Annotated in this window: 25 protein-coding genes and 1 pseudogene; 12 read left to right on the top strand and 14 right to left on the bottom strand. The window is 67.5% G+C overall.

Annotation, left to right across the window (positions count from 1 at the left end; translation table 11 throughout):
* Window positions 1-31 precede the first annotated feature (31 nt).
* Together ramB and H7K45_RS11590 are read left to right on the top strand one after the other, a co-directional pair.
* The gene (ramB, locus tag H7K45_RS11595; protein WP_263995952.1) at window positions 32-1,456 is read left to right on the top strand and encodes an acetate metabolism transcriptional regulator RamB; all 1,425 of its coding nucleotides are present in this window, start codon (window positions 32-34) and stop codon (window positions 1,454-1,456) included.
* Between the two features lie 19 nt (window positions 1,457-1,475).
* Window positions 1,476-2,030, top strand: a complete 555-nt coding sequence (locus tag H7K45_RS11590) for a carboxymuconolactone decarboxylase family protein (protein ID WP_263995951.1) — start codon at window positions 1,476-1,478, stop codon at window positions 2,028-2,030.
* Between the two features lie 6 nt (window positions 2,031-2,036).
* On the opposite strand, the gene H7K45_RS11585 is transcribed toward H7K45_RS11590, so the two are convergent.
* The 3 genes from H7K45_RS11585 to H7K45_RS11575 are packed head-to-tail and all read right to left on the bottom strand — an operon-like array spanning window position 2,037 to window position 4,266.
* Window positions 2,037-2,309, bottom strand: a complete 273-nt coding sequence (locus tag H7K45_RS11585) for a hypothetical protein (RefSeq protein ID WP_263995950.1) — start codon at window positions 2,307-2,309, stop codon at window positions 2,037-2,039.
* A 13-nt stretch (window positions 2,310-2,322) separates the two neighbouring features.
* The gene (gene lpdA, locus H7K45_RS11580) at window positions 2,323-3,720 is read right to left on the bottom strand and encodes a dihydrolipoyl dehydrogenase (protein ID WP_263995949.1); all 1,398 of its coding nucleotides are present in this window, start codon (window positions 3,718-3,720) and stop codon (window positions 2,323-2,325) included.
* A gap of 45 nt (window positions 3,721-3,765) precedes the next feature.
* Window positions 3,766-4,266 (bottom strand): DUF779 domain-containing protein, encoded by a 501-nt coding sequence (locus H7K45_RS11575; RefSeq protein ID WP_263996965.1) that lies wholly within the window; start codon window positions 4,264-4,266, stop codon window positions 3,766-3,768.
* Between the two features lie 74 nt (window positions 4,267-4,340).
* Between H7K45_RS11575 and H7K45_RS11570 the strand changes: the two genes are divergently transcribed.
* Genes H7K45_RS11570 through H7K45_RS11550 form a run of 5 tightly spaced genes read left to right on the top strand, consistent with a single transcriptional unit; the run spans window position 4,341 to window position 8,161 of the window.
* On the top strand, window positions 4,341-6,386 hold the full coding sequence (locus tag H7K45_RS11570) for a prolyl oligopeptidase family serine peptidase (RefSeq protein ID WP_263995948.1): 2,046 nt from the start codon (window positions 4,341-4,343) through the stop codon (window positions 6,384-6,386).
* A gap of 47 nt (window positions 6,387-6,433) precedes the next feature.
* The gene (locus H7K45_RS11565) at window positions 6,434-6,904 is read left to right on the top strand and encodes a YkgB family protein (protein WP_263995947.1); all 471 of its coding nucleotides are present in this window, start codon (window positions 6,434-6,436) and stop codon (window positions 6,902-6,904) included.
* Window positions 6,905-6,934: 30 nt separating this feature from the next.
* A complete protein-coding gene (locus H7K45_RS11560; RefSeq protein WP_263995946.1) occupies window positions 6,935-7,570 on the top strand; it encodes an RNA polymerase sigma factor in 636 nt (211 codons plus the stop codon).
* Window positions 7,567-7,806 carry an anti-sigma factor family protein gene (locus H7K45_RS11555; protein WP_263995945.1) on the top strand — a complete coding sequence of 80 codons (240 nt, stop codon included), beginning with the start codon at window positions 7,567-7,569 and terminating at the stop codon, window positions 7,804-7,806. The genes H7K45_RS11560 and H7K45_RS11555 overlap by 4 nt, the downstream gene beginning before the upstream one ends.
* Before the next feature lie 22 nt (window positions 7,807-7,828).
* Window positions 7,829-8,161, top strand: a complete 333-nt coding sequence (locus H7K45_RS11550; RefSeq protein ID WP_263995944.1) for a hypothetical protein — start codon at window positions 7,829-7,831, stop codon at window positions 8,159-8,161.
* Here H7K45_RS11550 and H7K45_RS11545 read toward each other — a convergent pair.
* From H7K45_RS11545 to H7K45_RS11515, 7 genes are all read right to left on the bottom strand, one after another.
* Window positions 8,158-9,012, bottom strand: coding sequence for a hypothetical protein (locus H7K45_RS11545; RefSeq protein ID WP_263995943.1), 855 nt, complete (start codon window positions 9,010-9,012; stop codon window positions 8,158-8,160). The two genes, H7K45_RS11550 and H7K45_RS11545, sit on opposite strands and share 4 nt — an antisense overlap.
* Before the next feature lie 25 nt (window positions 9,013-9,037).
* Window positions 9,038-9,904 carry a polyphosphate kinase 2 gene (gene ppk2, locus H7K45_RS11540; RefSeq protein ID WP_263995942.1) on the bottom strand — a complete coding sequence of 289 codons (867 nt, stop codon included), beginning with the start codon at window positions 9,902-9,904 and terminating at the stop codon, window positions 9,038-9,040.
* A gap of 86 nt (window positions 9,905-9,990) precedes the next feature.
* Window positions 9,991-11,502 (bottom strand): aldehyde dehydrogenase family protein, encoded by a 1,512-nt coding sequence (locus H7K45_RS11535; RefSeq protein ID WP_263995941.1) that lies wholly within the window; start codon window positions 11,500-11,502, stop codon window positions 9,991-9,993.
* A complete protein-coding gene (locus tag H7K45_RS11530) occupies window positions 11,486-12,046 on the bottom strand; it encodes a phosphatase PAP2 family protein (RefSeq protein ID WP_263995940.1) in 561 nt (186 codons plus the stop codon). The genes H7K45_RS11535 and H7K45_RS11530 overlap by 17 nt, the downstream gene beginning before the upstream one ends.
* Window positions 12,047-12,087: 41 nt before the next feature.
* Complete coding sequence (locus H7K45_RS11525; RefSeq protein ID WP_263995939.1) at window positions 12,088-12,612, bottom strand: mycothiol transferase; 525 nt, start codon at window positions 12,610-12,612, stop codon at window positions 12,088-12,090.
* Between the two features lie 31 nt (window positions 12,613-12,643).
* On the bottom strand, window positions 12,644-13,033 hold the full coding sequence (locus H7K45_RS11520; RefSeq protein ID WP_263995938.1) for a VOC family protein: 390 nt from the start codon (window positions 13,031-13,033) through the stop codon (window positions 12,644-12,646).
* Window positions 13,034-13,136: 103 nt separating this feature from the next.
* A complete protein-coding gene (locus tag H7K45_RS11515) occupies window positions 13,137-14,492 on the bottom strand; it encodes a hypothetical protein (RefSeq protein ID WP_263995937.1) in 1,356 nt (451 codons plus the stop codon).
* Window positions 14,493-14,680: 188 nt separating this feature from the next.
* Between H7K45_RS11515 and H7K45_RS11510 the strand changes: the two genes are divergently transcribed.
* Window positions 14,681-15,997 carry an MFS transporter gene (locus tag H7K45_RS11510; RefSeq protein WP_263995936.1) on the top strand — a complete coding sequence of 439 codons (1,317 nt, stop codon included), beginning with the start codon at window positions 14,681-14,683 and terminating at the stop codon, window positions 15,995-15,997.
* Here the strand turns inward: H7K45_RS11510 and H7K45_RS11505 are convergent.
* Window positions 15,994-16,818, bottom strand: a complete 825-nt coding sequence (locus H7K45_RS11505) for an SDR family NAD(P)-dependent oxidoreductase (protein ID WP_263995935.1) — start codon at window positions 16,816-16,818, stop codon at window positions 15,994-15,996. The two genes, H7K45_RS11510 and H7K45_RS11505, sit on opposite strands and share 4 nt — an antisense overlap.
* A gap of 107 nt (window positions 16,819-16,925) precedes the next feature.
* Between H7K45_RS11505 and H7K45_RS11500 the strand changes: the two genes are divergently transcribed.
* Window positions 16,926-17,765: a type IV toxin-antitoxin system AbiEi family antitoxin domain-containing protein gene (locus tag H7K45_RS11500; RefSeq protein WP_263995934.1), complete on the top strand. Its 840-nt coding sequence runs from the start codon at window positions 16,926-16,928 to the stop codon at window positions 17,763-17,765.
* Window positions 17,766-17,879: 114 nt separating this feature from the next.
* Here the strand turns inward: H7K45_RS11500 and groL are convergent, their stop codons facing one another.
* Window positions 17,880-19,505, bottom strand: coding sequence for a chaperonin GroEL (groL, locus tag H7K45_RS11495; protein ID WP_263995933.1), 1,626 nt, complete (start codon window positions 19,503-19,505; stop codon window positions 17,880-17,882).
* Window positions 19,506-19,686: 181 nt separating this feature from the next.
* Entirely contained in the window at window positions 19,687-20,244 is a 558-nt protein-coding gene (locus H7K45_RS11490) for a TetR/AcrR family transcriptional regulator (RefSeq protein WP_263995932.1), read from the bottom strand.
* A gap of 96 nt (window positions 20,245-20,340) precedes the next feature.
* Between H7K45_RS11490 and H7K45_RS11485 the strand changes: the two genes are divergently transcribed.
* Complete coding sequence (locus H7K45_RS11485; protein ID WP_263995931.1) at window positions 20,341-21,243, top strand: SDR family NAD(P)-dependent oxidoreductase; 903 nt, start codon at window positions 20,341-20,343, stop codon at window positions 21,241-21,243.
* Window positions 21,244-21,280: 37 nt separating this feature from the next.
* Window positions 21,281-22,177, top strand: coding sequence for an SDR family NAD(P)-dependent oxidoreductase (locus H7K45_RS11480; protein ID WP_263995930.1), 897 nt, complete (start codon window positions 21,281-21,283; stop codon window positions 22,175-22,177).
* On the opposite strand, the gene H7K45_RS11475 is transcribed toward H7K45_RS11480, so the two are convergent.
* The gene (locus tag H7K45_RS11475; RefSeq protein ID WP_263995929.1) at window positions 22,178-22,924 is read right to left on the bottom strand and encodes an acyl-[acyl-carrier-protein] thioesterase; all 747 of its coding nucleotides are present in this window, start codon (window positions 22,922-22,924) and stop codon (window positions 22,178-22,180) included.
* 68 nt (window positions 22,925-22,992) lie between these two features.
* On the opposite strand from H7K45_RS11475, the pseudogene H7K45_RS11470 reads away from it, so the two are divergent.
* A pseudogene (locus H7K45_RS11470) lies at window positions 22,993-23,485 on the top strand (cupin domain-containing protein).
* The last annotated feature ends 1 nt before the right edge of the window (window position 23,486 follow it).

Genomic DNA, 23,486 nt, shown 5'->3' with positions numbered 1-23,486 from the left:
TCTCCTTCGCAGGCTCATTATGCTGGTCGGCGTGGCCAAGACGTTCGTCGGATCGCGGGTGCGGCAGCTTCGCAGCGAGCGTGGATTCAGTCAGGCCGCCCTGGCCCAGATGCTCGACATCTCCCCCAGCTACCTCAACCAGATCGAACGCGACGTCCGTCCCCTGACCGTCGCCGTCCTGCTGCGCATCACCGAGGTGTTCGGCGTCGACGCCACGTTCTTCGCCTCCCAGGACGACACCCGGCTGGTCGCCGAACTGCGCGAGGTCACCATGGACAGCGACGTCGGCGTCGACGTGGCGCCGTCGGAGGTCGCCGAGATCGTCAACGCCCACCCCGCGCTGGCCCAGGCGATGGTCAACCTGCACCGGCGCTACCGACTGACCACCACGCAACTGGCTGCGGCCACCGAGGGCCGCTTCTCCGGCACGGGATCGAGCTCCGGCTGGGGCTCCATCACGATGCCGCACGAGGAGGTGCGCGACTACTTCTACCAACGGCAGAACTATCTGCACGAGCTCGACACGGCTGCCGAAGACCTGACCGTCCGCATGCGAATGAACCGCGCGGATCTGGCCGCCGAGCTGTCCGACCGCCTCGTCCGGGTGCACGGGGTCCACATCGTCAAGCGAATCGACTTGGGCGACACGGTGTTGCATCGCTTCGACCCCGCCACCAAGACCCTGGAGATCGGCGGTCACCTGCCGTCGGGACAGACCGTCTTCAAACTCGCCGCCGAATTGGCGTTCCTCGAGTTCGGCGACCTCATCGACGCGCTGGTCGAGGACGGAAACTTCACCAGCGAGGAGTCCCGCACCCTGGCCCGCCTCGGCCTTGCCAATTACTTCGCGGCGGCGACCATCCTGCCCTACCGCCAATTTCACGACGTGGCCGAGAACTTCCGCTACGACGTGGAGCGGCTCTCGGCGTTCTACTCGGTGAGCTACGAGACCATCGCTCACCGCCTGTCCACGTTGCAGCGGCCGTCGATGCGCGGCGTGCCGCTGTCGTTCGTCCGGGTCGACAGGGCCGGCAACATGTCGAAACGTCAGTCCGCCACCGGTTTTCACTTCTCCTCCAGCGGCGGCACGTGCCCGCTGTGGAACGTCTACGAGACGTTCGCCAATCCCGGCAAGATCCTGGTGCAGATCGCCCAGATGCCCGACGGGCGGCACTACATGTGGGTCGCGCGCACCGTGGAACGCCGCGCGTCGCGATACGGCCAGCCGGGCAAGACATTCGCCATCGGTCTCGGCTGCGAACTGCGCCACGCGCAACGGCTGGTGTACTCCGACGGCCTCGACCTCTCCAGCGAGGTAGGCACTCCGATCGGTGCCGGCTGCCGGGTGTGCGAACGCGACAACTGCCCGCAACGGGCCTTCCCCGCACTCGGACGGGCCCTCGACCTCGACGAGCACCGCAGCACGGTGTCGCCCTACCCGGTCCGGCGTACCTGACCCACCTACACTTCAAGAGGTGAGCGCCCCCGAGACTGTTCCCGCCCGTATCCGGCCCGGAGGTTTCCGCGAACTGGGACCCCTGAACTGGATCATCGCGAAGCTGGGGGCCCGCGCCATCCGCGCCCCCCGGTTCGCGCTGTTCAACGTCCTCGGCCAGCACCACTTGCTGTTCCTGGCGTGGCTGCCGTATTCGGGGATGCTGCTCGGGCTCGGCAAACTGCCACGCCAGGAGGCCGAGTTGGTCATCCTGCGCGTCGGACACCTTCGGGACTGCGAGTACGAGCTGCAGCAGCACCGGCGTCTGGCCCGCAGTCGTGGCGTGGACCTGCAGACGCAGGCCCGGATCTTCGAGGGCCCGGACGCCGAAGGACTCACCGACCGGCAGCGCACGCTCATCACCGCGACCGACGAGTTCGTCATCACCCGCTCCATGTCGGCGGAGACCTGGACCGCGCTGTCGACCTACCTCACCAAGAAGCAGCTGATCGAATTCTGCATGCTGGCAAGCCAATACGACGGTCTCGCGGCCACGTTGGCGACGCTGAAGATTCCGCTGGACTTCCCCAACTGAGCGTGGCTAGAGGTAGGTTACCGCGAGCACGCTGATCGAGAACAGCACCGGCGAGACCGGGAGACACCACAGGAACGCTGCCTTGGCGTAGTCCTTCCGGTGCTGGAACCGCCGCCCGAGGACGACGCACACCGCACCGATGGCCACGGTGGCCGCCACGGTCACCAGCACCCACACGTCGACGGTGGTACTCCTCGTCGCCAATGAAACGGCGGCCAGCCACAGCACGTGGCCGATGATCAGTCCGCCGACGCCTGCGACGACGACATGTGCCTTCACGCGGGTACGTCGATCAGAAGTTGATCATGTGGCCAGTCAGGCCGTGGAAGCACTCCTGCAGCGCCTCGGACAGCGTCGGGTGGGTGTGCACGTTGCGGGCCAGCTCGTTGACGGTCAGGTCCCACTTCTGCGCAAGCGTCAGCTCGGGGAGCAGCTCGGAGACGTCGTGGCCGATCAGGTGTCCGCCGAGCAGCTCACCGTACTTCGCGTCGGCGATCACCTTGACGAAACCGCCGGGTGCCCCGAGACCGTGAGCCTTGCCGTTCGCGGTCAGCGGGAACTTCGCGACCTTCACGTCGTACCCCTCGTCGCGGGCCTGTTGCTCGGTGAGACCGAAGCTGGCGACCTGCGGCTGACAGAACGTCGCACGCGGCATCATCCGGTAATCGCCCAGCGCCAGCGTCTCGGCGCCGCCGATGGTCTCGGCGGCGACGACGCCCTGCGCCTCGGCGACGTGCGCCAGCTGCAGCTTGCCGGTGACGTCACCGATGGCGTAGATGTGCGGCTTGTTGGTGCGCATGTAGTCGTCGATGCCGATGCCGCCGCGGTCGGTCAGTTCGACGCCGGCCTTGTCCAAGCCGTAGCCCTCGACGTTGGGCACGAAGCCGATGGCCTGCATGACCTTGTCGGGCTTGAGTTCCTCGGTCTTGCCGTCCTTGCTGATCTTCACTAGGACGCCGTCGGCTCCATTGTCGGTAATCGACTCGACCTTGGTACCCGTGAGGATCTTCACCCCCAGCTTCTTGAACGCCTTCTCGATCTCCTTGGAGATCTCGGCGTCCTCGTTGGGCAGCGCACGGGGCAGGAATTCGACGATGGTGACGTCCACGCCGTAGTTGCTCATCACGTAGCCGAACTCCATGCCGATGGCGCCGGCGCCGGCGATCACGATCGACCCGGGGAGGTCGCGCTCCATGATCTGCTCTTCGTAGGTGATGACGTTCTTGCTCATCGACGTACCGGGCACCAGCTTCGTGTGCGCGCCGGTCGAGATGATGGCGTTGTCGAACGTCAGCGTCTCGGTGCCACCGTCGTTGAGGTCGACCTCGATGGTCTTGTCGTCGGTGAACTTGCCATAGCCGTGCACCTCGGTGATCTTGTTCTTCTTCATGAGGAAGTGCACGCCGGCGACGCGGCCCTCGGCGACCTTGCGGCTGCGGTCGAACGCCGAGCCGTAGTCGAACGACACGTCGCCGCTGATGCCGAACTGCTTGGCTTCCTTGGTGAAGATGTGCGCCAGCTCGGCGTTGCGCAGCAGTGCCTTCGACGGAATGCATCCGACGTTGAGGCAGACGCCGCCCCAGTACTTGGGCTCGACGATGGCAGTGTTGAGGCCGAGCTGGGCGGCGCGGATGGCGGCCACGTAACCGCCGGGACCGGCACCGAGCACGACGACGTCATAGTGAGTCACGACCCCAGCCTAATGGTCGCGGCCGTCGCACCTGCGGGAGATGCGTCAGCTGTGAGCGATCGCCGGTCGCGCCGCCGGGATCGGGCAGGCGTCCTGCGCCTCGGCCACGACGTGGGTGCCGCCCTCGCGCGGCCGCTCCCCGCGTTCGTACCGGGATCCGGTGATCGGCGGCTCCGCCTCGAGCAGCCGGTTCTCCTCCTCGGTGAAGGCGCGGCCGCGGCTGAGGAACCGCATGCCCTCCGGCGTCTCGAGGCTGAAGCCGCCCCCGCGGCCGGGCACCACGTCGATGACCAACTGGGTGTGCTTCCACGCCTCGAACTGACTGCCCGAGATCCACACCGGCACGCCGTCGTCACCCACGTCGAGCACGCCGAGCAGCACGTCGCGATCCCCGACCAGGAACTCCCCGGCGGGGTAACACATCGGAGAGGAGCCGTCGCAGCAGCCGCCCGATTGGTGAAACATCAACGCGCCGTGGCGACCCTGCAACGTGCGCAACAGCTCGGCCGCCGCCTCGGTGATCAGTGCGCGGTTGGGTACGTCCACCGTCGTCATCCCCTTCCCCGTGCGTCGGCCAGGTGTTACACAGCTCACAGTACGCCGGTGGTCACAATGGTCGGGTGGACGACGAGCGCTTGCGCGAAGAACGAAGTACTGGAGACGACCCCCAGCTGTGGCTCGAGGACATCACCGGTGACGACGCGCTCGAGTGGGTGCGACGGCACAACGAGCCGACACTCGACGAGCTCGGCGGCGAGCGCTTCGAGACCATGCGGGCCGAGGCCCTCGCGATCCTCGACACCGACACCCGCATCCCCTACGTGCGACGCCGCGGGGACTTCCTCTACAACTACTGGCGCGACGGGGACCACCCGCGGGGACTGTGGCGGCGCACCACGCTCGAGCAATACCGCACCGACGATCCCGAATGGGACGTCCTGGTCGACCTGGACGCCCTGGCCGCCGCGGACGGCGAGAACTGGGTGTGGGCGGGCGCCGAGGTCATCGAACCCGACTACACCCTGGCCCTGGTCGAGTTGTCCCGCGGCGGGTCCGACGCCACCGTGGTACGCGAATTCGACATGGCGACACGCGAATTCGTCGCCGGCGGCTTCGCGGTGGACGAGGCGAAGACCAGCATCTCCTGGGAGGACCACGACACGGTGCTGGTTGGCACCGACTTCGGTCCCGGTTCGCTGACCGACTCCGGCTACCCACGCGTGGTGAAGCGTTGGCGTCGTGGCCAGCAGCTCTCCGAGGCGCAGACGGTCTTCGAGGGCGTCGCGTCCGACGTCAGCGTCGGCGTGGGGTTCGACCCGACGCCGGGCTACGAGCGGCTGATCGCGTCGCGGTCGGTCGACTTCTTCAACCGGGAGTACTTCGAGATCCGCGGTGAGGACCTGCTCAGGATCGTCGTCCCGACCGATGCCGGGATCTCGATTCACCGGCAGTGGTTGCTGATTCGGCCGCGCACCCCATGGACCGTTGGACCGACGACCTACCCTGCGGGATCGCTGCTGGCCACCGACTACGACGCCTTCCTCTCGGGCGCGGCCGACCTGACGGTGGTGTTCGAGCCGGACGCCCACACCAGTCTCGACACCTACACCTGGACCCGTGAACGCCTGGTGCTGGGCACCCTCGTCGACGTGGCCACCCACGTCGAGGTGGTCACCCCGGGCACGTGGCAGCGCGAAGCGGTCGCGGGCCTGCCTGCCAATGCGACGACGGTGATCGTCGACGCCGACGAGCTCGGTGACGAGATCTTCTTGGACTCCAGCGGTTTCGACAGTCCGTCGCGTCTGCTGTGGGGTCGCGTCGGCGACGAGCTCGTCGAGGTGAAGAGCGCGCCGGCCTTCTTCGACGCCTCCGACATCGAGGTGAGTCAGCACTTCGTCGCCTCGGCCGACGGCACCATGATCCCGTACTTCGTGGTGGGACACCGTGATTCGACGGGAGCGGGCAAGACACTGCTGGGCGGTTACGGCGGCTTCGAGTCGTCCAACACCCCCGGATATGCCGGCGTCCTCGGCAAGCTGTGGTTGTCGCGGGGTGGCACCTACGTGCTGGCCAACATTCGCGGCGGCGGCGAATACGGACCGACGTGGCACACGCAGGCCATGCGCGAGGGCCGCCACCTCGTCCACGAGGACTTCGCCGCCGTGGCTGCCGATCTGGTGGCCCGCGGCATCACCACCGTCGACCAATTGGGCGCCCAGGGTGGTAGCAACGGCGGCCTGCTCATGGGCATCATGTTGACCAAGTACCCGGAGCTGTTCGGGGCGCTGGTGTGCTCCGTGCCGCTGCTGGACATGAAGCGCTACCACCTGCTGCTGGCCGGGGCGTCGTGGGTCGCCGAATACGGCAATCCCGACGACCCGGACGACTGGGCGTTCATCCGCGAATACTCGCCGTACCAGAACATCTCGGCCGACCGGGACTACCCCGCACTGCTGATGACGACGTCGACCCGGGACGACCGCGTGCACCCCGGGCACGCCAGGAAGATGACCGCAGCACTCGAGGCGGCCGGACACCGCGTCCGCTACTACGAGAACGTGGAGGGCGGCCACGCCGGCGCGGCGGACAATGCTCAGACGGCGTTCCGATCGGCGCTCATCTACGAGTTCCTGCACCGCATGCTGGGCGACGAACCGTCGACGTAACGGTCGCCCGACGGGCTGACACTCCCCCGATGTCGAAGGGATGTGGCATGACCGTCATCGAAGGGCATGCGCCTGTCACGGCGCGGATCGAACGCATTGGCGGGCTTCTGGCCCGGTACGGCCTCGTGGTGGTGATCGGCTGGATCGGGCTCATGAAGTTCACCGTCTACGAGGCCAAGGGCATCGAGCCCTTGGTTGCCTCCAGCCCGCTGATGAGTTGGCTCTACGACCTGTTCTCCGTCACGACGTTGTCGGCTCTGCTGGGCGTGGTCGAGGTGGCGGCCGCGGTGCTGATCGCGCTCGCGCCATGGTGGCCAAGGGTGTCCGCGGTAGGCAGCGCAATCGCCGTCGGTTTGTTCGTCGCCACGCTGAGTTTCCTGGTCACCGCACCGGGTGTCTTCGAAGCGGCCGAGGGCGGTTTCCCGATACTCGGCTCGGCGGGTCAATTCCTGATCAAGGACGTAGCGCTGCTTGGCATCTCGGCGTGGACGCTGGGCGACGCCTTGCGCCGCCGCTGATTCGGCGACGAGCGGCTACCATCCGTGTCGATGGCATGTGCGACCCCCGACGAAGCCACGCTCATCACGGCGCTGCGTGCCCGTGACGAGGCGGCCTTCGCCGAGCTGGTGGACCTGTACACACCGTCGATGCTGCGCGTCGCCCGCGGTTACGTGCCAAGCGTCGCCATCGCCGAAGAGGTGGTGCAGGAGACCTGGATTGCGCTGTTCAGGGGGATCGACGCCTTCGAGGGACGCTCGTCGTTACGGACGTGGCTGTTCACCGTGATGATCAACATCGCCAAACGCCGCGGCCTCCGAGAGCGACGCGAGGCCGACGTCGCGATCACCGCCTACACCGGCGGGACCGTCGACCCCGCCCGATTCCGTGCCGCCGGGCAGCAGTGGTCGGGGCACTGGCGCGAGACCGAGGAACCGTCGCCGTTTCCGCAGACACCGGAGGGTTCGCTGCTCGGGTCGGAGTTGGTCGCCGTCACCAGGCGTGCGCTCGACGAACTCCCCGAACGTCAGCGCGTGGTGGTAACCCTGAGGGACATGCTCGGGTTCGACTCGGCTGAGGTGTGCGATTTGCTCGACATCAGCGTCGCCAATCAGCGTGTGCTGTTGCATCGCGGCAGGGCTGCAGTGCGGGCGCAGCTCGAGGACTACCTGGGGGACGGCCGATGAGTACCGAATCGATGGACTGCCGCGACCTCGTCGAATTGGTCACCGCCTACCTCGAGGGATCACTCGACCCGGAGACGCGTGCCCGGTTCGACGTGCATCTGCTGGAGTGCGACGGGTGCGAGCACTACCTACAGCAGTTCCGCGTCACCGTGACGACGCTGGGCAGAATCCGCGACGACGACGTCGACCCTCGGTTTCGCCGCCGCCTGATGGACGCCTTCCGAGATTGGCGTTAGCCGCGCACCTATCCTGGTCGACGTGAGCACCCTGTCGACGAGCCTGTTCTACGGCGGCCTTGGGATCCTCGTCGTCGGGCTGCTGCTGCCGGGATGGGACACCGCGACGTTGCCGAGGCGAGCCGTGAAGCGTCGAATCTACTGGGGTGCAACGCTCGTCGCCCTTCCCGTCCTGTTCGCCGCGGGCTGGCCCGACGTGCAGAGCTCGCTGGCCTTCACCGCGATGGCCTGCGTGCTGATGGGCGGCTGGGCGTACTTCCGCACCCCGAACATCAAGGTTGGTGGGCGGATCATCACCGCCGATCCGTCGCACCGCGAACCGGATCCGACGCCTCGGGGCGGCGGCCGCCCCTAGTCCCGCCGCAGTCCGCCGACCATGGACACGAACACCCCGAAGAGGACGACGGCGGCACCGGCGGCAAGCGTCAGGTTCAGCCACAGATGCTGACTGCCGATCGCGTGGTCGACCATGGCGGCGGCGACGTTCCTGACGTCGTCGGTGGTCGCGTCGAGCGCTCGGTTCACGTAGCGCCGTCCCACCTCGATCCCGGCCCAGCCGGCGGCTCCGACGATGAGCGCCGAAACACCAAGCGCGCCAAGCGCCTTGCCGCGACGCCTAGCCGAGGCCAGCGTCAGCAGCCCGAATACCCCGGCAAGGACGGCGGCGCCCACACTGGCCCATGGGCCCCACTTCGCGACGTCTCGGTACTTGCCGGGTCGCAGCGATTCGGAGATGTTCTGGGTCAGGGGGATCTCGAGAGTGGCGGGCGGTGTGATGCCGAAGTCGGCGAGCGTCTGTTGAAAGGAGCTGTCCGCCAACATCGGTGACAGGTCGACCACCCAGCGACCCGACGAGTCGGACTGCGCCACGGTGTCGGTGAACAGCCAGCGGTGTGCCACCTGGTTGGCGAGCGCGAACTGGCCGGGGAAGGCCACGCCGCTGGTGTACGCGCGCGCCGCCCCGTTCAGCAGCGTCTCGTTGATTTCACCGCTGGTGTACCCCGCGCTGGTGGACAACCTCGTCACCTCGGCGGTCAGCGCGGCCGCCATCGCCTGTTGCACGGCGGGATCCTTCGCCGCGGACGTCGCCAGCGCGGAGTAGCCGTCCTGGTCGACGAGGTTGTGCTGGGCCCACGTCGCGGGAATCGCGACCGCGAGGGTGACGGTGAACAGAATCCAGAACACCAGGGCCGCGAGCATCCGCATGCGTGCGTCCCTTCAATCCGACAGGTCAGTCGGCGAGCGCGCGCCCCACGATCAGCGGGTCAGCGCGACCGACCACCTCGTGGTCCTTGTTGTCGTAGTCGAACTTACCTAGGACGTAGCGCATTGCGTTGATGCGGGCGCGTTTCTTGTCGTTGCTCTTCACCACGGTCCACGGCGCCATCTCGGTGTCCGTCCACGCGAACATGTCTTCCTTGGCGGCGGTGTAGGCCTCCCACTTGTCCAGCGACGCCAGATCGGTTGGCGAGAGCTTCCACTGCCGAACCGGGTCGACCTGGCGGATCGTGAACCGGGTGCGCTGCTCGGCCTGGGTGACCGAGAACCACAGCTTGGTCAGGCTGATCCCGTCGTTGACCAACATCTGCTCGAACAGCGGCGCCTGCCGGATGAATTCGGCATGTTGCTTGCCCGAGCAGTACCCCATGACGCGTTCGACGCCGGCCCGGTTGTACCAGGATCGGTCGAACAACACGATTTCGCCCGAGGCGGGCAGATGCTTCACGTAGCGCTGGAAGTACCACTGCGACCGTTCGCGCTCGGTGGGCTTCTCCAGCGCGACGACGCGGGCTCCGCGGGGGTTCAGGTGTTCCATGAACCGCTTGATGGTGCCGCCCTTGCCCGCGGCGTCGCGTCCCTCGAAGACGATGACGTGCCGCAGCCCGTTGGTCTGGCTCCACTTCTGCAGCTTCAGCAGTTCGATCTGCAGCAGCCGCTTCTGCTCCTCGTACTCCTCGCGCCTCATCCGCTCGTCGTACGGGTAGTTCTCGCGCCAAGTGTCGACGACCTCGCCCGTGGGCTGAATGATCAGCTCCGGATCATCGTCGTCGTCGTCACGCACGGTGTAGCCGTTGAGGGCAGAGGCGTCCAGGGTCACCGGCGAAACCTAGCGACCCCGACCCAATGGTCGGTGACCGCAACGTGAACGGAAGGTAGCGGGCCCTATCGGGCGGGAGGTGGGAACTACTTGGCCGCTCGCCGGGGGCGGATCAGCGCGAACTTGGTCATCATCGCGTTCATCCGCTTGAGCGCCTTGGGCGAGTTGTTGTAGTAGTTGCCGCCGGCGCCGGCGCTCGTGCGGGGGGACACGATCGCCTCTTGGCGGCAGAACTTGCGCAGTCCCTCGGCACCGCCGAAGCGCACGCCGATGCCCGAGGACTTCCAGCCACCCATCGGCGCCGTGGTGCACATCAGGTTGGAGATCACGTCGTTGATGTTGACGGCACCGCAATCCAGCTCCAGCGCAACGTCATTCGCTCGCTCGACGTCACGCGAGAACACCGCAGCGCTCAGTCCGTAGGGGCTGTCGTTGGCCAGCCGGACCGCTTCGGCGACCGACTTCACCTTCATGATGGGCAGCGTCGGGCCGAAGGTCTCCTCGGTCATGCACGCCATCGAGTGGTCGACGTCGACCAGCACGGTCGGCGGGTAGAAGCTGCCGGGTCCGGTAGGCCGCGTCCCACCGGTGAGTGCCTTGGCACCCTTGGCGACGGCGTCGTCGACGTGGCGGGCGGTGACGGCAACCTGGCTGTCGTCGATCAGGGCGCCGAAGTCGAAGCCCTCCCCCGCGCCCATCTTCAGCTTCTCGACATCGCGGACGACGGCCGCGACGAACTCGTCGTAGACCTGCTCGAGCACGTAGACCCGCTCGACGGACACGCACGTCTGGCCGGCGTTGAACATCGAGCCCCACACAGCGGCGTGCGCGGCGAGGTCGACATCGGCGTCCTCCAGCACGATCATCGGGTCCTTGCCGCCGAGTTCCAGACTGACCGGGGTGAGACGACGGGCAGCGCGTTCCATCACCTTCGCGCCGGTGGCGCTGGAACCGGTGAACTGGACGTAGTCGGAGTTGTCGACGACGGCCTCGACGGCCTCGCGCGCCCCCTGGACGATCGCCATGACCTCGGGTGCACCCGAGTCGAGCCAGCCCCGTTGCAGCAGTTCAGCCGTGAGTGGGGTGCGCTCGGAGGGCTTGAGCAGCACCGCGCACCCCGCCGCGAGGGCGGCGATGCCGTCCATCAGCAGGTTGGCGACGGGATAGTTCCACGGCGCGATGATCCCGACGATCGGGCGGGGCCGGTAGTGCACGGCGATCTTCTTGATCGACAGGAACGGCAGCGAGGCCGGTCGCTTCTCCGGCGCCAGCGCCTTCTCCATCGTCTTGATGTAGTAAGACGCAATCATGAGGAGCAACGGCACCTCTTGAGCCGCGTCGGTGGCCGACTTGCCGGTCTCGGCGATCAGCAGCGACTCGATTTCCTCCCGGTGTTCGCCGAGCCACACGGCGTAGCGGGCGATGACCTTGGCGCGACCGGCGGCGCCGCGCGCCTCCCATTCGCGCTGGGCGTGACGGAGTCCGGTGGTGACCCTGGCGACGTCGGCGGGGTCGGACCAACGGACGGTGCCGGCGACGGCGCCGGTGGCCGGATTGAGAATCTTCGCGACCGCGTCGACTTCAGGCGTTGCTGTCATTCCCCCATGCTAAACCGTTGCTGTGATCTAGATCGCACCGGGGTTGACACCCGTCAAGTTTGGCCGCCGTCGCGGCCAGCACGACCAGTGAACTACCGAGGAGCACCGCCCCTATGGTGTCCGTGAAGTAGTGGTAGGTGAGCGCCTGTCCCGCGGTGCCCAGGACCGCGAACATTGCCGCCGTCAGCAGCAGCCATCGTCGCGCTCCCCAGACCAGCAGAACCATCCCCAAGACCGTCATCATCACGGTCACGTGCCCACTGGGGTAGGCGAGGGCCCCCTCCCGCTCGCGTCCAAACAGCCGCTTGAGCACTCGCACCGCCACCACCCCGGCCAGCGGCACGAGCACGACCACTGCGGCCAGCCGCCAGCGGCGCCGGTAGAGGGCGACGACGAAGGCGCTGATCAGAATCAGCTGAAGCAGCAGCGGCTCGGTGAAGAACAACAACTCCCCAATCATGGGGTGCGCCGCCCATCCGTTTCGGCTGAACCAGTCGTCGACCCGGGTGGACCCGTCGCCGACCGCCAGCCCCAAGGCGATCATCAGCGGCAGGCCGACTGCCGGCCACCACCTCGACGCCGGGTTCATCCCTCGGTGACGAGACCCCGCACGTAGGCCGCTTGACCCAGGTGCTGGGCGCAATCGTCGATGATGCTGACGATGCGCGCGCTCGCGGTCACCGGAGGCGTCCACCGCTTGTCGACGATCGTCTCGAGGTCCTCCGCGGTGCACGCGGCGACGTAGGACAGCGCCATCGAGTGCACGGCCCGGTAGTACCCGCCCAGCAGTTCCGCCGACGCGCGCACCTTGGCGACCTGTCCGGCGTCGTGTCCGTAGCCGCTGGAATCCTTGGGCAGGTCGAGGTCGAACTTGCCCACCCAGTCGTCGCGGAACCACACCTGTTCGGCGCCGGCAATCTCGCTGAGCTGCGCGTCGATCACCCGGGCGCTGTGCCACAGCAGCCAGGCGACCGTGTTGGCGTGCGGGGTGGCCCGGTAGTAGGCCACCTCGTCGGTCAACCCGTCGACGAGGTCGTCGACGTGTTCGGCGAGCCGGGTGAACGAATCACGCAGCAGCTCGCGGGTCACGGAGATGTCGGTCTCGGCCATGGCGTCGACGCTACTCGGTGACCGGCCGCCGTCAGCCGTCACCGGGGGTGGGCCCAGCACCATGAAACACGGCCTCGACGTTGTTGCCGTCGGGGTCCCGCACGAAGCTTCCGAAGTACCCGGGGTGGTACTCCGGCCACAGACGCGGGGCGTGCAGCGACTCCGCGCCCAGCCCCACCGCCGCGTCATAGAACTCGCGAACCTGGTCGACGTCGGCGGCCTGAAAGGCGAAGTGGATGGGGGCGCCCACCTCGCGGTCGCCGCCGTCTTCGATCCAGAAGTCCGGCTTGCCGGCCCGTCCGTACCCGATGGCGGGCCCGAACTCCATCTGTCGGCTGTACCCGAGGACGCCGAGCACGGTGTCGTAGAAGTGCTGCGCCTTGGCGAAGTCCGCGCACACGATTCCAAAGTGGTCGATCACGGGAGTGATCGTGGCACGGACCACCGACATCGTCCCCAACCAGAGCGCCGTCGGCTACGTTGTGCGGGCCCGGCCACCATGGCAACCGGGCCCGTCGACGCGACTAGGACGCGCTGGGCGACGCGTCACCCGCGTCACCGGAGTTCGAATTCGCCGCGCGATCAGTGGATTCGGCCGGGCCAGACGGCTCGTCCGGCGTGGCGGTGGCCACCGGGTCGGTCGTGGTGCCGGTGGTGACAGTCCCGGACTCGGGCTCGGACCCCGTGACGGTACCGCTGCCCGCGAACGTGTCGCCGGGTTCGACCTTGATGGAGTCGCGCACCACGTTGGTCAGCGGCCCGGAATCGCTGGTCTTGACCAGGCCCGTCGCCGATCCACCCGTCGTGTCCGGTTCGGTCGGCTCCGTGGGCAAAGGCGTATCCGGAGTGACGACGGGGTCGGTGACCGGGGCGGCGACTCGCAGCGTCACGGCGTTGTCGAGCGAGACGGTCGGGTCCGGTATCGAGCTCACCCGCAGATCGGCCGTCGTGTCATCGGAGACGTCGTCGACGTTCGCGGCCCCCGACGCGAACGGCGTCGGCGTGATCGGCGCAGGCAGCACCGACAGCACGTTGTCGATACCGGTATACAGCGAGTCGACGACGTTGTTGGCCAGCTCCCCGATCGGACCGGGCAGAGCTCTGAGCGGCGCCGAGAAGTTCCAGATCAAATCACCCACGAGCCCGTCCGACGACACGAGGCCGTAGACCAGGTTGCTCAGCAATCCGGGTATCTCGGCCGGGTTCTGAATCGCGGACTCGAACGTCGCTTCGAGGTCGGCCGGCAGATAACCGAGGTAGTACGCGGTGCTGTACAACGCATACACCGGCGCGGTGACGGCGAGGTTGGCGGCGACGACCGTCTTGCCAATGTCCGTCTCCCAGAACGCGTCCGTCGCGGCTACGCCGGCGGTCGGATCGGGCAGCACGCCGCCGAGGAATCCATTGATGGCGTTGGCGATCGCGTTGGCGGCGTCGATGACGACGCCCTGACCGAGGTCACTAGGGCCGAGCGGGAACGGTAGCGCGCCCGCGACCACCTCGAGAGAATCGACCTTGAACGACCACGGATAGGTCCAGTACAGGTAGTCGTCGGCCGGATTCGCATACCGGTTGACCAGCCAACTGAAGAGGCTCGGCGCCAGCGTCGGATTCTGCGCAGCGATGGCAAAGGCGGTGGCGACGTCGAACGGCAGCGACGAGCCGGCGTCCTGCGTGATCGCGTAGCCGTAGGCCGCGCCGTTCACGACGTCGCCGAGTCGATACAGCGCGTCGGTGATGACAGAGGCGTTGGCCACGTCGGACGAGACGACGGGCAGCGGTGCCTTGTCCGGCGCGATTAGGGCGCCGGTCGAGATCACCCCAGCGGCCAAGAACGCAGCGGCGAGCTTGGTTGGCAAAGGCCGAACGGATGCATTCATGTGCTTCTCCCCCGAGAAAGTTCACCTGCGGTCATCACCGCAAGTTGGCGACCCCCTGTCGCCATCAAGATCGTAAGACGGCTCCAGCGCCCGCATTGACGTTTCTGACTATTACCTGTCAACTGACTTTGAATCAGGGCGCGCACAAAGGTGGTCAACGGGCGCTGGACACGAGGTGATTGGCTCCCGTGACCGTCATCAACGCCGCCGCGGGCGACGAAACCGTCGGCGCCTCGCCGCAGGCACGTACCGCGCTGTGGGCCAGCCTGGTCGGCACCACCATCGAGTGGTACGACTTCTTCCTCTACGCGACCGCCGCCAGCCTGGTATTCAACAAGGCCTTCTTCCCGGACCAGACGACCTTCGTCGGCACGCTGCTGGCCTTCGCCACCTTTGCCGTCGGCTTCCTCGTCCGGCCGATCGGCGGGTTCGTCTTCGGTCATGTCGGCGATCGCATCGGACGCAAGAAGACGCTGGCCCTCACCATGTTCCTCATGGGCGGTGCGACAGCACTCATGGGACTGCTGCCCACCGCCGCGCAGATCGGGGTGTTGGCGCCAATCCTGTTGCTGCTCTTGCGGATCGTGCAAGGGTTCGCCCTCGGCGGCGAGTGGGCGGGTGCGGTCCTGCTGGCCGTCGAGCACGGTCCGGCACGGCGGCGTGGCCTGTTCGGCAGCATCCCGCAGGTCGGGCTCGCCCTCGGGTTGGCGTTGGGGACGGGTGTCTTCGCCCTTCTGCAGTACGTGCTGCCGGACGACGCCTTCCTGGCGTACGGGTGGCGGATCGCGTTCTTGTTCAGCATCGTGTTGGTCGTCTTCGGCATCGTGGTCCGACTGAAGGCCACCGAGACACCCGCCTTCGAGAAGGTCCGCGCCAGCGGTGACCGGGTAGCGGTCCCGGTGCGGGAGGTCTTCAAGCCACCGGCGCTACGGTCGACCGTCTTGGGAATGTTGTCGCGCTGGGGCGAGGGCGCCGCCTTCAACACCTGGGGCGTGTTCGCCATCTCGTATGCGACGAGCACCCTCAAGCTCGGCAAGATCCCCGTGCTGGTGACCGTGACCGTCGCCGCACTGCTGATGGCGGTCCTCATTCCGGTGTCGGGCCTGCTGGCCGACCGATTTGGCCCCAAGCGCGTGTACGCCGCCGGAATCGCCGCCTACGGTGTCGCGGTGTTCCCCGTCTTCGCCCTGTTCGACACCAGGGACATCTGGCTCTACGCCGTGGGAATGGTCATGGTGTTCGGTGTCATCCACGCGTCGTTCTATGGCGCACAGGGCTCGTTGTACGCATCGCTGTTCCCGGCCAGGATCCGCTACACCGGGCTGTCGACGGTCTACCAACTCTCGGGGGTGTACGCCTCCGGGTTGACGCCGCTGATCCTCACCGCGCTGATCGGCGCGGCGGGCGGCACGCCGTGGCTGGCCTGCGGTTACCTGGTGCTGACCGCGGCAATCGCCGTCGTCGCCACGCTGCTGCTCAAGCCGACACCGCTAGACCAGATCTAGCGCACCGACTTCCCGTTGCGCAGCGCAGGATGTTGCTTGGCCAGCAGCGGCAGCAGGAACCGGTTCGGGATCAGCTGGAAGAGTCGCGTGCTCAGCGTGCTCGGCAAGCCTGCGATCACGTTGCCGCGGTCGTGTTCGAGCGCGTCGACGCCAATCCTCGCCACGTCGCGCGACTCTTCCCACATGAATTTGGGAAACGCTGCGGCGAACGCATTCTCGTCTACACCCGCAACCTGGAGGAACTCGGTGCGGACCGGCCCCGGGTTGAGCGTTGCCACGGTGACACCGGTGCCGGCGAGTTCGGTGCGTAACGCCTCGGTGTAACTGATCACGAACGCCTTGGTGGCTGCGTAAACGGCCTGTCCGGGGAACGGCTGAAACCCCGCGGTGGAGCCGACGTTCAGAATGGCACCGCGTCCGCGTGGCACCATCTGCTGCACCGCACGGGTGGTCAGGTCGACGATTGCTTCGACGTTGAGGCGTACCTGCGCGGTCTCGGCGTCCGCCGTCGATTCGGCGACTGCGCCGATGGTCCCGATGCCGGCGTTGTTGACCAGCACGTCGACCGTCAGACCGCGACTCTCGACCTCACCGAACAGGGCCGCGCGGGCGTTGGGATCGGCGACGTCGGCGGCGATCACCTCGACGCGCACGGCCGTGCCCAGCTCGGTGGCCAGGTCGCGCAGCTTGTCCTCACGGCGTGCGACCAGGGTGACGCCGTGACCGCGGGCGGCGAGTTCGCGGGCGATGTCGGCGCCAATGCCGGACGAGGCGCCGGTGACGACTGCGGTGGTGGTGGGTGCGGGTGTGGGGAGGGCCATGGAGGCGGAAACTACCCGAGCCGCCTCCGTTGTTCCCGTGTGCGGGTTATCCACAGCCGGCGGTCGGGCGGCTTCCCGGTCGGCCTCAGGTGGGCTGCAATGGACTGGTGGCGAGATTCGAGCACGTGATCGCCGCGAACGGCGGAGTCGTGTCAACGGGTCAGCTGCGCGAGGCCGGGTGGTCGCGAGGGCGCATCGCGACACTTCACGCGCAGGGCTGGCGGCAGGTGCGGCGCGGTTGGTATGCCAACCGGTCCGCCGACCCGCAGGTCGTCAGGGCGGTCTCGGCCGGGGGTGTACTGGGGTGCGTCTCGACCCTGCGCCTGCACCGCGTATGGGTTCCCGACAATTCGACGCACATCCGGTATTCGGAGAGGGCGCGCCGGTCCCGTCCGGGCGTGCGGTCCTGCCATCCATACCGGCGGGACCCGCCGACCAGCCAAGCCGTGGATCCGGTGGACATCGCCGTCGCATCGGCGGCCAACTGCCTCGCCGCCGAGGATGTGATCGTCGTGCTCGACTCGATGCTGAACAAGCGGATGCTCGACATGGCCGACGTGCGGACCATCCTGGCCGGGTCGCGGTTCGCGCACCTCGACCTCGGCGAGCGTTGCGACGGCGCTAGCCAATCCGGCACCGAGACCATGGTGCGGTTGCGGCTGCGAGCTCGCGGCATCCAGCTGCGGACGCAGGTCGACATCGCTGGGGTCGGCCGGGTCGATCTCCTAGTAGGCGACCGACTCATCATCGAAGCCGACAGCCGTGAGCACCACCTGTCGAGCTATCAGGCCGATCGCACTCGAGACAGGGTGGCCACCGGGTTGGGATACCTGGTGATTCGGCTGACCTACGAGGACGTCGTCCATCGCTGGGACGTCGTCATCGACGACATTCTGTCGGTCGTCCGACGGCGCGCACACCGCGGTCCGATCGCAAAGTCGTCCTGAGACCCGAACCGCGGAGATATGTCCATGCCGAGGCTGTCAGGACGACATTGCGCGCCTGGACACGAAGAAGCCCCGGTGCAGAGAGCGCACCGGGGCTTCCTTTCGTACTGGGACTTAGAAGTCCATTCCGCCCATGCCACCGGTCGGGTCGCCCGCAGGTGCGGCGGCCTTCTCCGGCTTGTCGGCGACGACGGCCTCGGTGGTGAGGAACAGCGCCGCGATCGAGGCTGCGTTCTGCAGCGCCGAGCGGGTGACCTTCACCGGGTCGGCGACGCCGGCCTTGAGCAGGTCCTCGTACTCGCCGGACGCGGCGTTGAGGCCGTGACCCGCGGGCAGGTTGGTGACCTTCTCGGCAACGACACCGGGCTCGAGACCGCCGTTGAAGGCGATCTGCTTGAGCGGAGCCGACAGCGCGACGCGCACGATGTTGGCGCCGGTCGCCTCGTCACCGGTGAGCGACAGCTCGTCGAGCGACGGGGCCGACTGCAGCAGGGCCACGCCGCCACCGGCGACGATGCCCTCTTCGACGGCGGCCTTCGCGTTGCGAACGGCGTCCTCGATGCGGTGCTTGCGCTCCTTGAGCTCCACCTCGGTGGCCGCTCCGGCCTTGATCACCGCAACACCGCCGGCCAGCTTGGCCAGGCGCTCCTGCAGCTTCTCGCGGTCGTAGTCAGAGTCGCTGTTCTCGATCTCGGCGCGGATCTGGGCGACCCGTCCGGCGATCGCGTCGGCGTCACCGGCGCCACCGACGAGGGTGGTCTCGTCCTTGGTGATGACGACCTTGTCGGCCTTGCCGAGCAGCGCGACGTCGGCGGTCTCGAGGGACAGCCCGACCTCTTCGCTGATGACCTGGCCACCGGTGAGGATGGCGATGTCCTGCAGCATGGCCTTGCGGCGGTCACCGAAGCCGGGCGCCTTGACGGCGACGGACTTGAAGGTGCCACGGATCTTGTTGACCACCAGGGTGGACAGGGCTTCGCCCTCGACGTCCTCGGCGATGATCAGCAACGGCTTGCCGGACTGGATGATCTTCTCCAGCAGCGGCAGCAGGTCCTTGACGGTCGAGACCTTGGAGCTGACCAGGAGGATGTAGGGCTCCTCGAGGACGGCTTCCTGACGCTCGGCGTCGGTCACGAAGTAGCCGGAGATGTAGCCCTTGTCGAAGCGCATGCCCTCGGTGAGCTCGAGCTGCAGGCCGAAGGTGTTGGACTCCTCGACGGTGATGACACCCTCGTTGCCGACCTTGTCCATGGCCTCGGCGATCAGGTCACCGATGGACTGGTCACCGGCGGAGATACCAGCGGTGGCAGCGATCTGCTCCTTGGTCTCGATGGCCTTCGCCTGCGACAGCAGGGTCTCGGTCACCTTTTCGACGGCCTTCTCGATGCCGCGCTTGAGGCCGAGCGGGTTGGCGCCGGCCGCGACGTTGCGCAGACCCTCGCGCACGAGCGCCTGGGCCAAGACCGTTGCCGTCGTCGTTCCATCTCCAGCGACGTCGTCGGTCTTCTTGGCGACTTCCTTGACCAGCTCAGCGCCGATCTTCTCGTACGGGTCCTCCAGCTCGATCTCCTTGGCGATGGACACACCATCGTTGGTGATCGTGGGGGCGCCCCACTTCTTCTCGAGGACGACGTTGCGGCCCTTGGGGCCCAGCGTCACCTTTACCGCGTCGGCGAGGGCGTTGAGGCCCCGCTCGAGGCCGCGGCGGGCCTCTTCGTCATACGCAATTGTCTTGGCCATTGCGAAGTGTTCCTCCGGATTGGGGATGGCACGTATTTCGGTCGGGCTCAGTGCCCGCGACGGACGACTGGAGTGTGCGACCGCAGTAGCGGCCCCAGTCTCACCGTCCCGACCTAGCACTCGCCCATCGCGAGTGCCAACGTCATTTTTAGCACTCGCCCATGGCGAGTGCAAGGCTCGCTCAGGCGCGCAGACCGTCGATGACGACGTCGACGACCCGGTTGGCCACCCCGGCGCCGTACTCGGCGTTGGACTTGCACATCACCAGCAGTGCCTTGACCTCAGCCACGCCGACGTCCGCCCGAACGGTGCCCGCTCCCTGCGCGGCGACCAGCAACTCCTCGAGCACGCCGAGGAACTCCTTCTCGGCACCCGTGGTGGCGGCTTCGACGTCGAAGCCGTAACTGGCCAGCGCATCGAACAACCCGTGGTCGACGGAGCTGGACTGGGACATCCCCCGCATGAAGTCGTAGAGCGCCTCGCCGGGCCCCTTGTCGGCGATCAGGGCGCGCGCGTCCTCGACGATGCGGCGCACCCGGTCTTCGAACACGGCCTGGAAGAGGGCCTCCTTGGTCGGAAAGTGTCGGTACACCGTGCCGGCGCCGACGCCGGCGCGACGGGCGATCTCGTCGATCGGAACCCCGACGCCCTCGGCGGCGAAGGTTTCATAGGCCACTTCGAGCACCCGCGCGCGGTTGCGGGCGGCGTCGGCACGCAGCGGCCGAACTGATTCGGTCACGATGCCTCCTTCGGGTTGACAAAACGGAGTGCGCGTTCCGTATAGTTGAGACAACCGGAGCGCACGTTCCGCTTCAATCTTACGCAGGAGGCAGACATGAGTTGGACCACTACCGACATTCCGGACCAAACCGGTCGGACGGCCGTCGTCACCGGAGCCAACACCGGCCTGGGCTACGAGACCGCCGCCGCACTCGCCGCCAAGGGCGCCCACGTCGTGCTCGCGGTCCGCAACCTGGAGAAGGGCAAGGCCGCTGCCGATCTGATCGCGCGGCGCACCCCGGGGGCCGAGGTCACCCTCCAACAGCTCGACCTCACCTCCCTGGACTCCGTTCGCGAGGCCGCCGACCAACTGCACGCCGGACTCGACCGCGTGGACCTGCTCGTCAACAACGCGGGCGTCATGTTCACCCCCGAGGAGAAGACCAAGGACGGCTTCGAGCTCCAGTTCGGGACCAACCACCTCGGCCACTTCGCCTTCACCGGCCGCATGCTGGACCTGCTCCTGGCCACCCCCGAGTCGCGCGTCGTCACGGTCAGCAGCATCGGCCATCGGTTCGGCCGCATTCGCTTCGACGATCTGCAAGCCGAGCGCGGCTACAACCGCTTCACCGCCTACGGGAAGTCGAAGTTGGCCAACCTCTTGTTCACCTACGAACTGCAGGATCGGCTGGCTGGCACCACCACCTCCGCGCTGGCCGCGCACCCAGGCGGGTCGGCCTCCGAGTTGGACCGCCATCTGCCCGGTCCGTTGAAGCTGGTCTTCGCGGCGATGTCCCAGGACACCGAGGCCGGCGCCCTGCCGACGCTGCGGGCGGCGACCGATCCAGGGGTTCGCGGCGGCCAGTACCTCGGCCCCGCCGGCTTCATGGAGATGCGCGGCGCGCCCAAGGTGGTCTCGTCGAGCCGTCGCTCACACGACGCCGACGTGCGACGCCGGCTGTGGACGGTCTCCGAGGAACTCACCGGCGTGACGTTCGACCTGCCACCCGCCGCCTGACCGTCCGCCCGTCCACACCGACCCCGAAGGAACACCGATGAGCCACTGGACCACCGCCGACATCCCCGACCAATCCGGCCGCATCGCGGTCGTCACCGGAGCCAACACCGGCTTGGGCTTCGAGACCGCCACGGCACTCGCCGCCCACGGCGCGCAGGTCGTCCTGGCCGTGCGCAACGTGGAGAAGGGCAAGCAAGCCGCCGCCCGCATCGGAGGCGACGTCTCGGTCGTCGAGCTCGACCTGACGTCGCTGGCCGGTATCCGTGCCGCCGCCGAGGAACTAAGGTCCCGATTCGACCACCTCGACCTGCTGATCAACAACGCCGGGGTGATGACGACCCCCAAGTCCACCACCGCCGACGGCTTCGAGCTTCAGTTCGGCACCAACCACCTGGGCCACTTCGCCTTCGCCGGGCTGCTGGTCGACCACCTTGCCGACGTGCCGGGAGCACGCGTCGTCACCGTCAGCAGCAACGGGCACAAGCTGCTCGCCGACATCCACTTCGACGACCTGCAGTGGGAGCGCGGCTACAGCCGGCTCCGCGCCTACAGCCAGTCCAAGCTCGCCAACCTGCTCTTCACCTACGAACTGCAGCGCAGGCTGGCCGACGGGCACGCCGCCATCGCCGTCGCCGCGCACCCGGGCTCCTCCAACACCGAGTTGTCTCGCCATCTGCCCGAGGTGGTGCTGTCGGCGACCCGCGCACTGACCCCGCTGCTGGCCCAAAGCGCCGCGATGGGGGCGCTGCCGACGCTGCGCGCCGCCACCGACCCCGGCGTGCTCGGCGGCCAGTACTTCGGTCCGGGCGGCTTCGGGGAGATGCGTGGCTACCCGAAGGTGGTGCCGTCGAGCGACAAGTCCCACGACCTGGCCCTGCAGCGCCGGCTGTGGACGGTGTCCGAGGAACTGACCGGGGTGACGTTCCCCGTCTAGCTACAACTTGCGCAGCAGGGCCGCGGCGCGCACGTCCTCGTCCACGCTCAACGCGACGTGGACGTCGTCGCCCTGCCGCGTGTATCCGATGGTCACGTCTTCGCCGTACCGGATCGGTTTGCGGTACTCGACCACCGTTCGGTAGGGCGGCACGCAGACGTCGGGTTCCATCGCCATCACCTCGTGGACGGCGTGCCAGTACGCGGTGTTGGTGACGTGCTGGAAGACGTCGACGTCGGTGCGGCGCAGCGGGAACGCCACGCTGACGTCGACGGTCTCCGGATCGGCCAGCCACTTGCGCCACTTCAGCCGGTGTTCGGTGGTCGTCGACGCGAACTTCTCGATCAGGGTGTCGGAGACTCGCAGCGGGGTCATCGTCTTCGCGTTGACCGCGATCCAGAAGCCCTCGGTCTCGATGCGGCCGCCCTCGGCGCCGACGAGGTCAACGCGCATCGTGCACCACCGCGACGACAGCGCCGAACACCATCGCCGCAGCGTCACCTCCGACGGCAACTCGATGGGCTCGATCACGTCGATCACGGTGCGGTTGACGATCCAGTGCGGGTGCGCCTCGGCCTCGCCGGTGTCGACCAGGTTCTCCGCACCGGCCTCCTGGATGTAGCGGGCCACCCCGTCCAGGCGGAGCATCAGGCGGTCGTCGACGTCAGCGGTGGCCACGGGCCACGACGTTTCGTACACGTAGCCCTCGTCGGGGCGCTGGCTCAGCGGTGACTCGGCGTTGCTCACCGGTTCTGTCTACCGGACGAGCACCTGGGGGTAGAGGTCGCGGACCCGCGGGTAGCACACTGACGAGCGTGTCGCTGATCGTGCCGCCCTATCCCCCGGCCCGCTACACCCAGGACGAGCCGGAGGTCTCCGCATCGCTGCGGCGGGCCAACCAGCCCGCCGACTACGACTCCTTCGGGCTGGTTCAGTACCACTACCTCGCCGATCAGACGAAGACCGACGGGGACTACGGCCTACCGCGTCGACCTCGCCCCCAAGGCGGGCGGCCCGGGGCCGCACTTCCACCGCAGCATGTCCGAGTCGTTCTTCGTCCTCTCGGGACGAATGCGCCTGCACGACGGCACGGACTGGGTCGACGGCAACCAGGGCGACTACCTCTACGTACCGCCCGGGGGCATTCACGGGTTTCGCAACGAGGCCGACGAGCCGGCGTCGATCCTGATGCTGTTCGCCCCGGGCGCACCCCGTGAGCACTACTTCGAGGGCCTGGCCCACCTCGGCGACATGACCGACGACGAGCGCGCGGCGTGGTTCGTCGCCAACGACAACTACTTCGTCTGAT

Origin of the sequence: Mycobacterium yunnanensis, assembly GCF_025823185.1 — a bacterium.
GTDB lineage: Bacteria > Actinomycetota > Actinomycetes > Mycobacteriales > Mycobacteriaceae > Mycobacterium > Mycobacterium yunnanensis.
The sequence above is the reverse complement of the archived record's forward strand: the minus strand, read 5'-3'. Positions and strand labels throughout refer to the sequence as shown.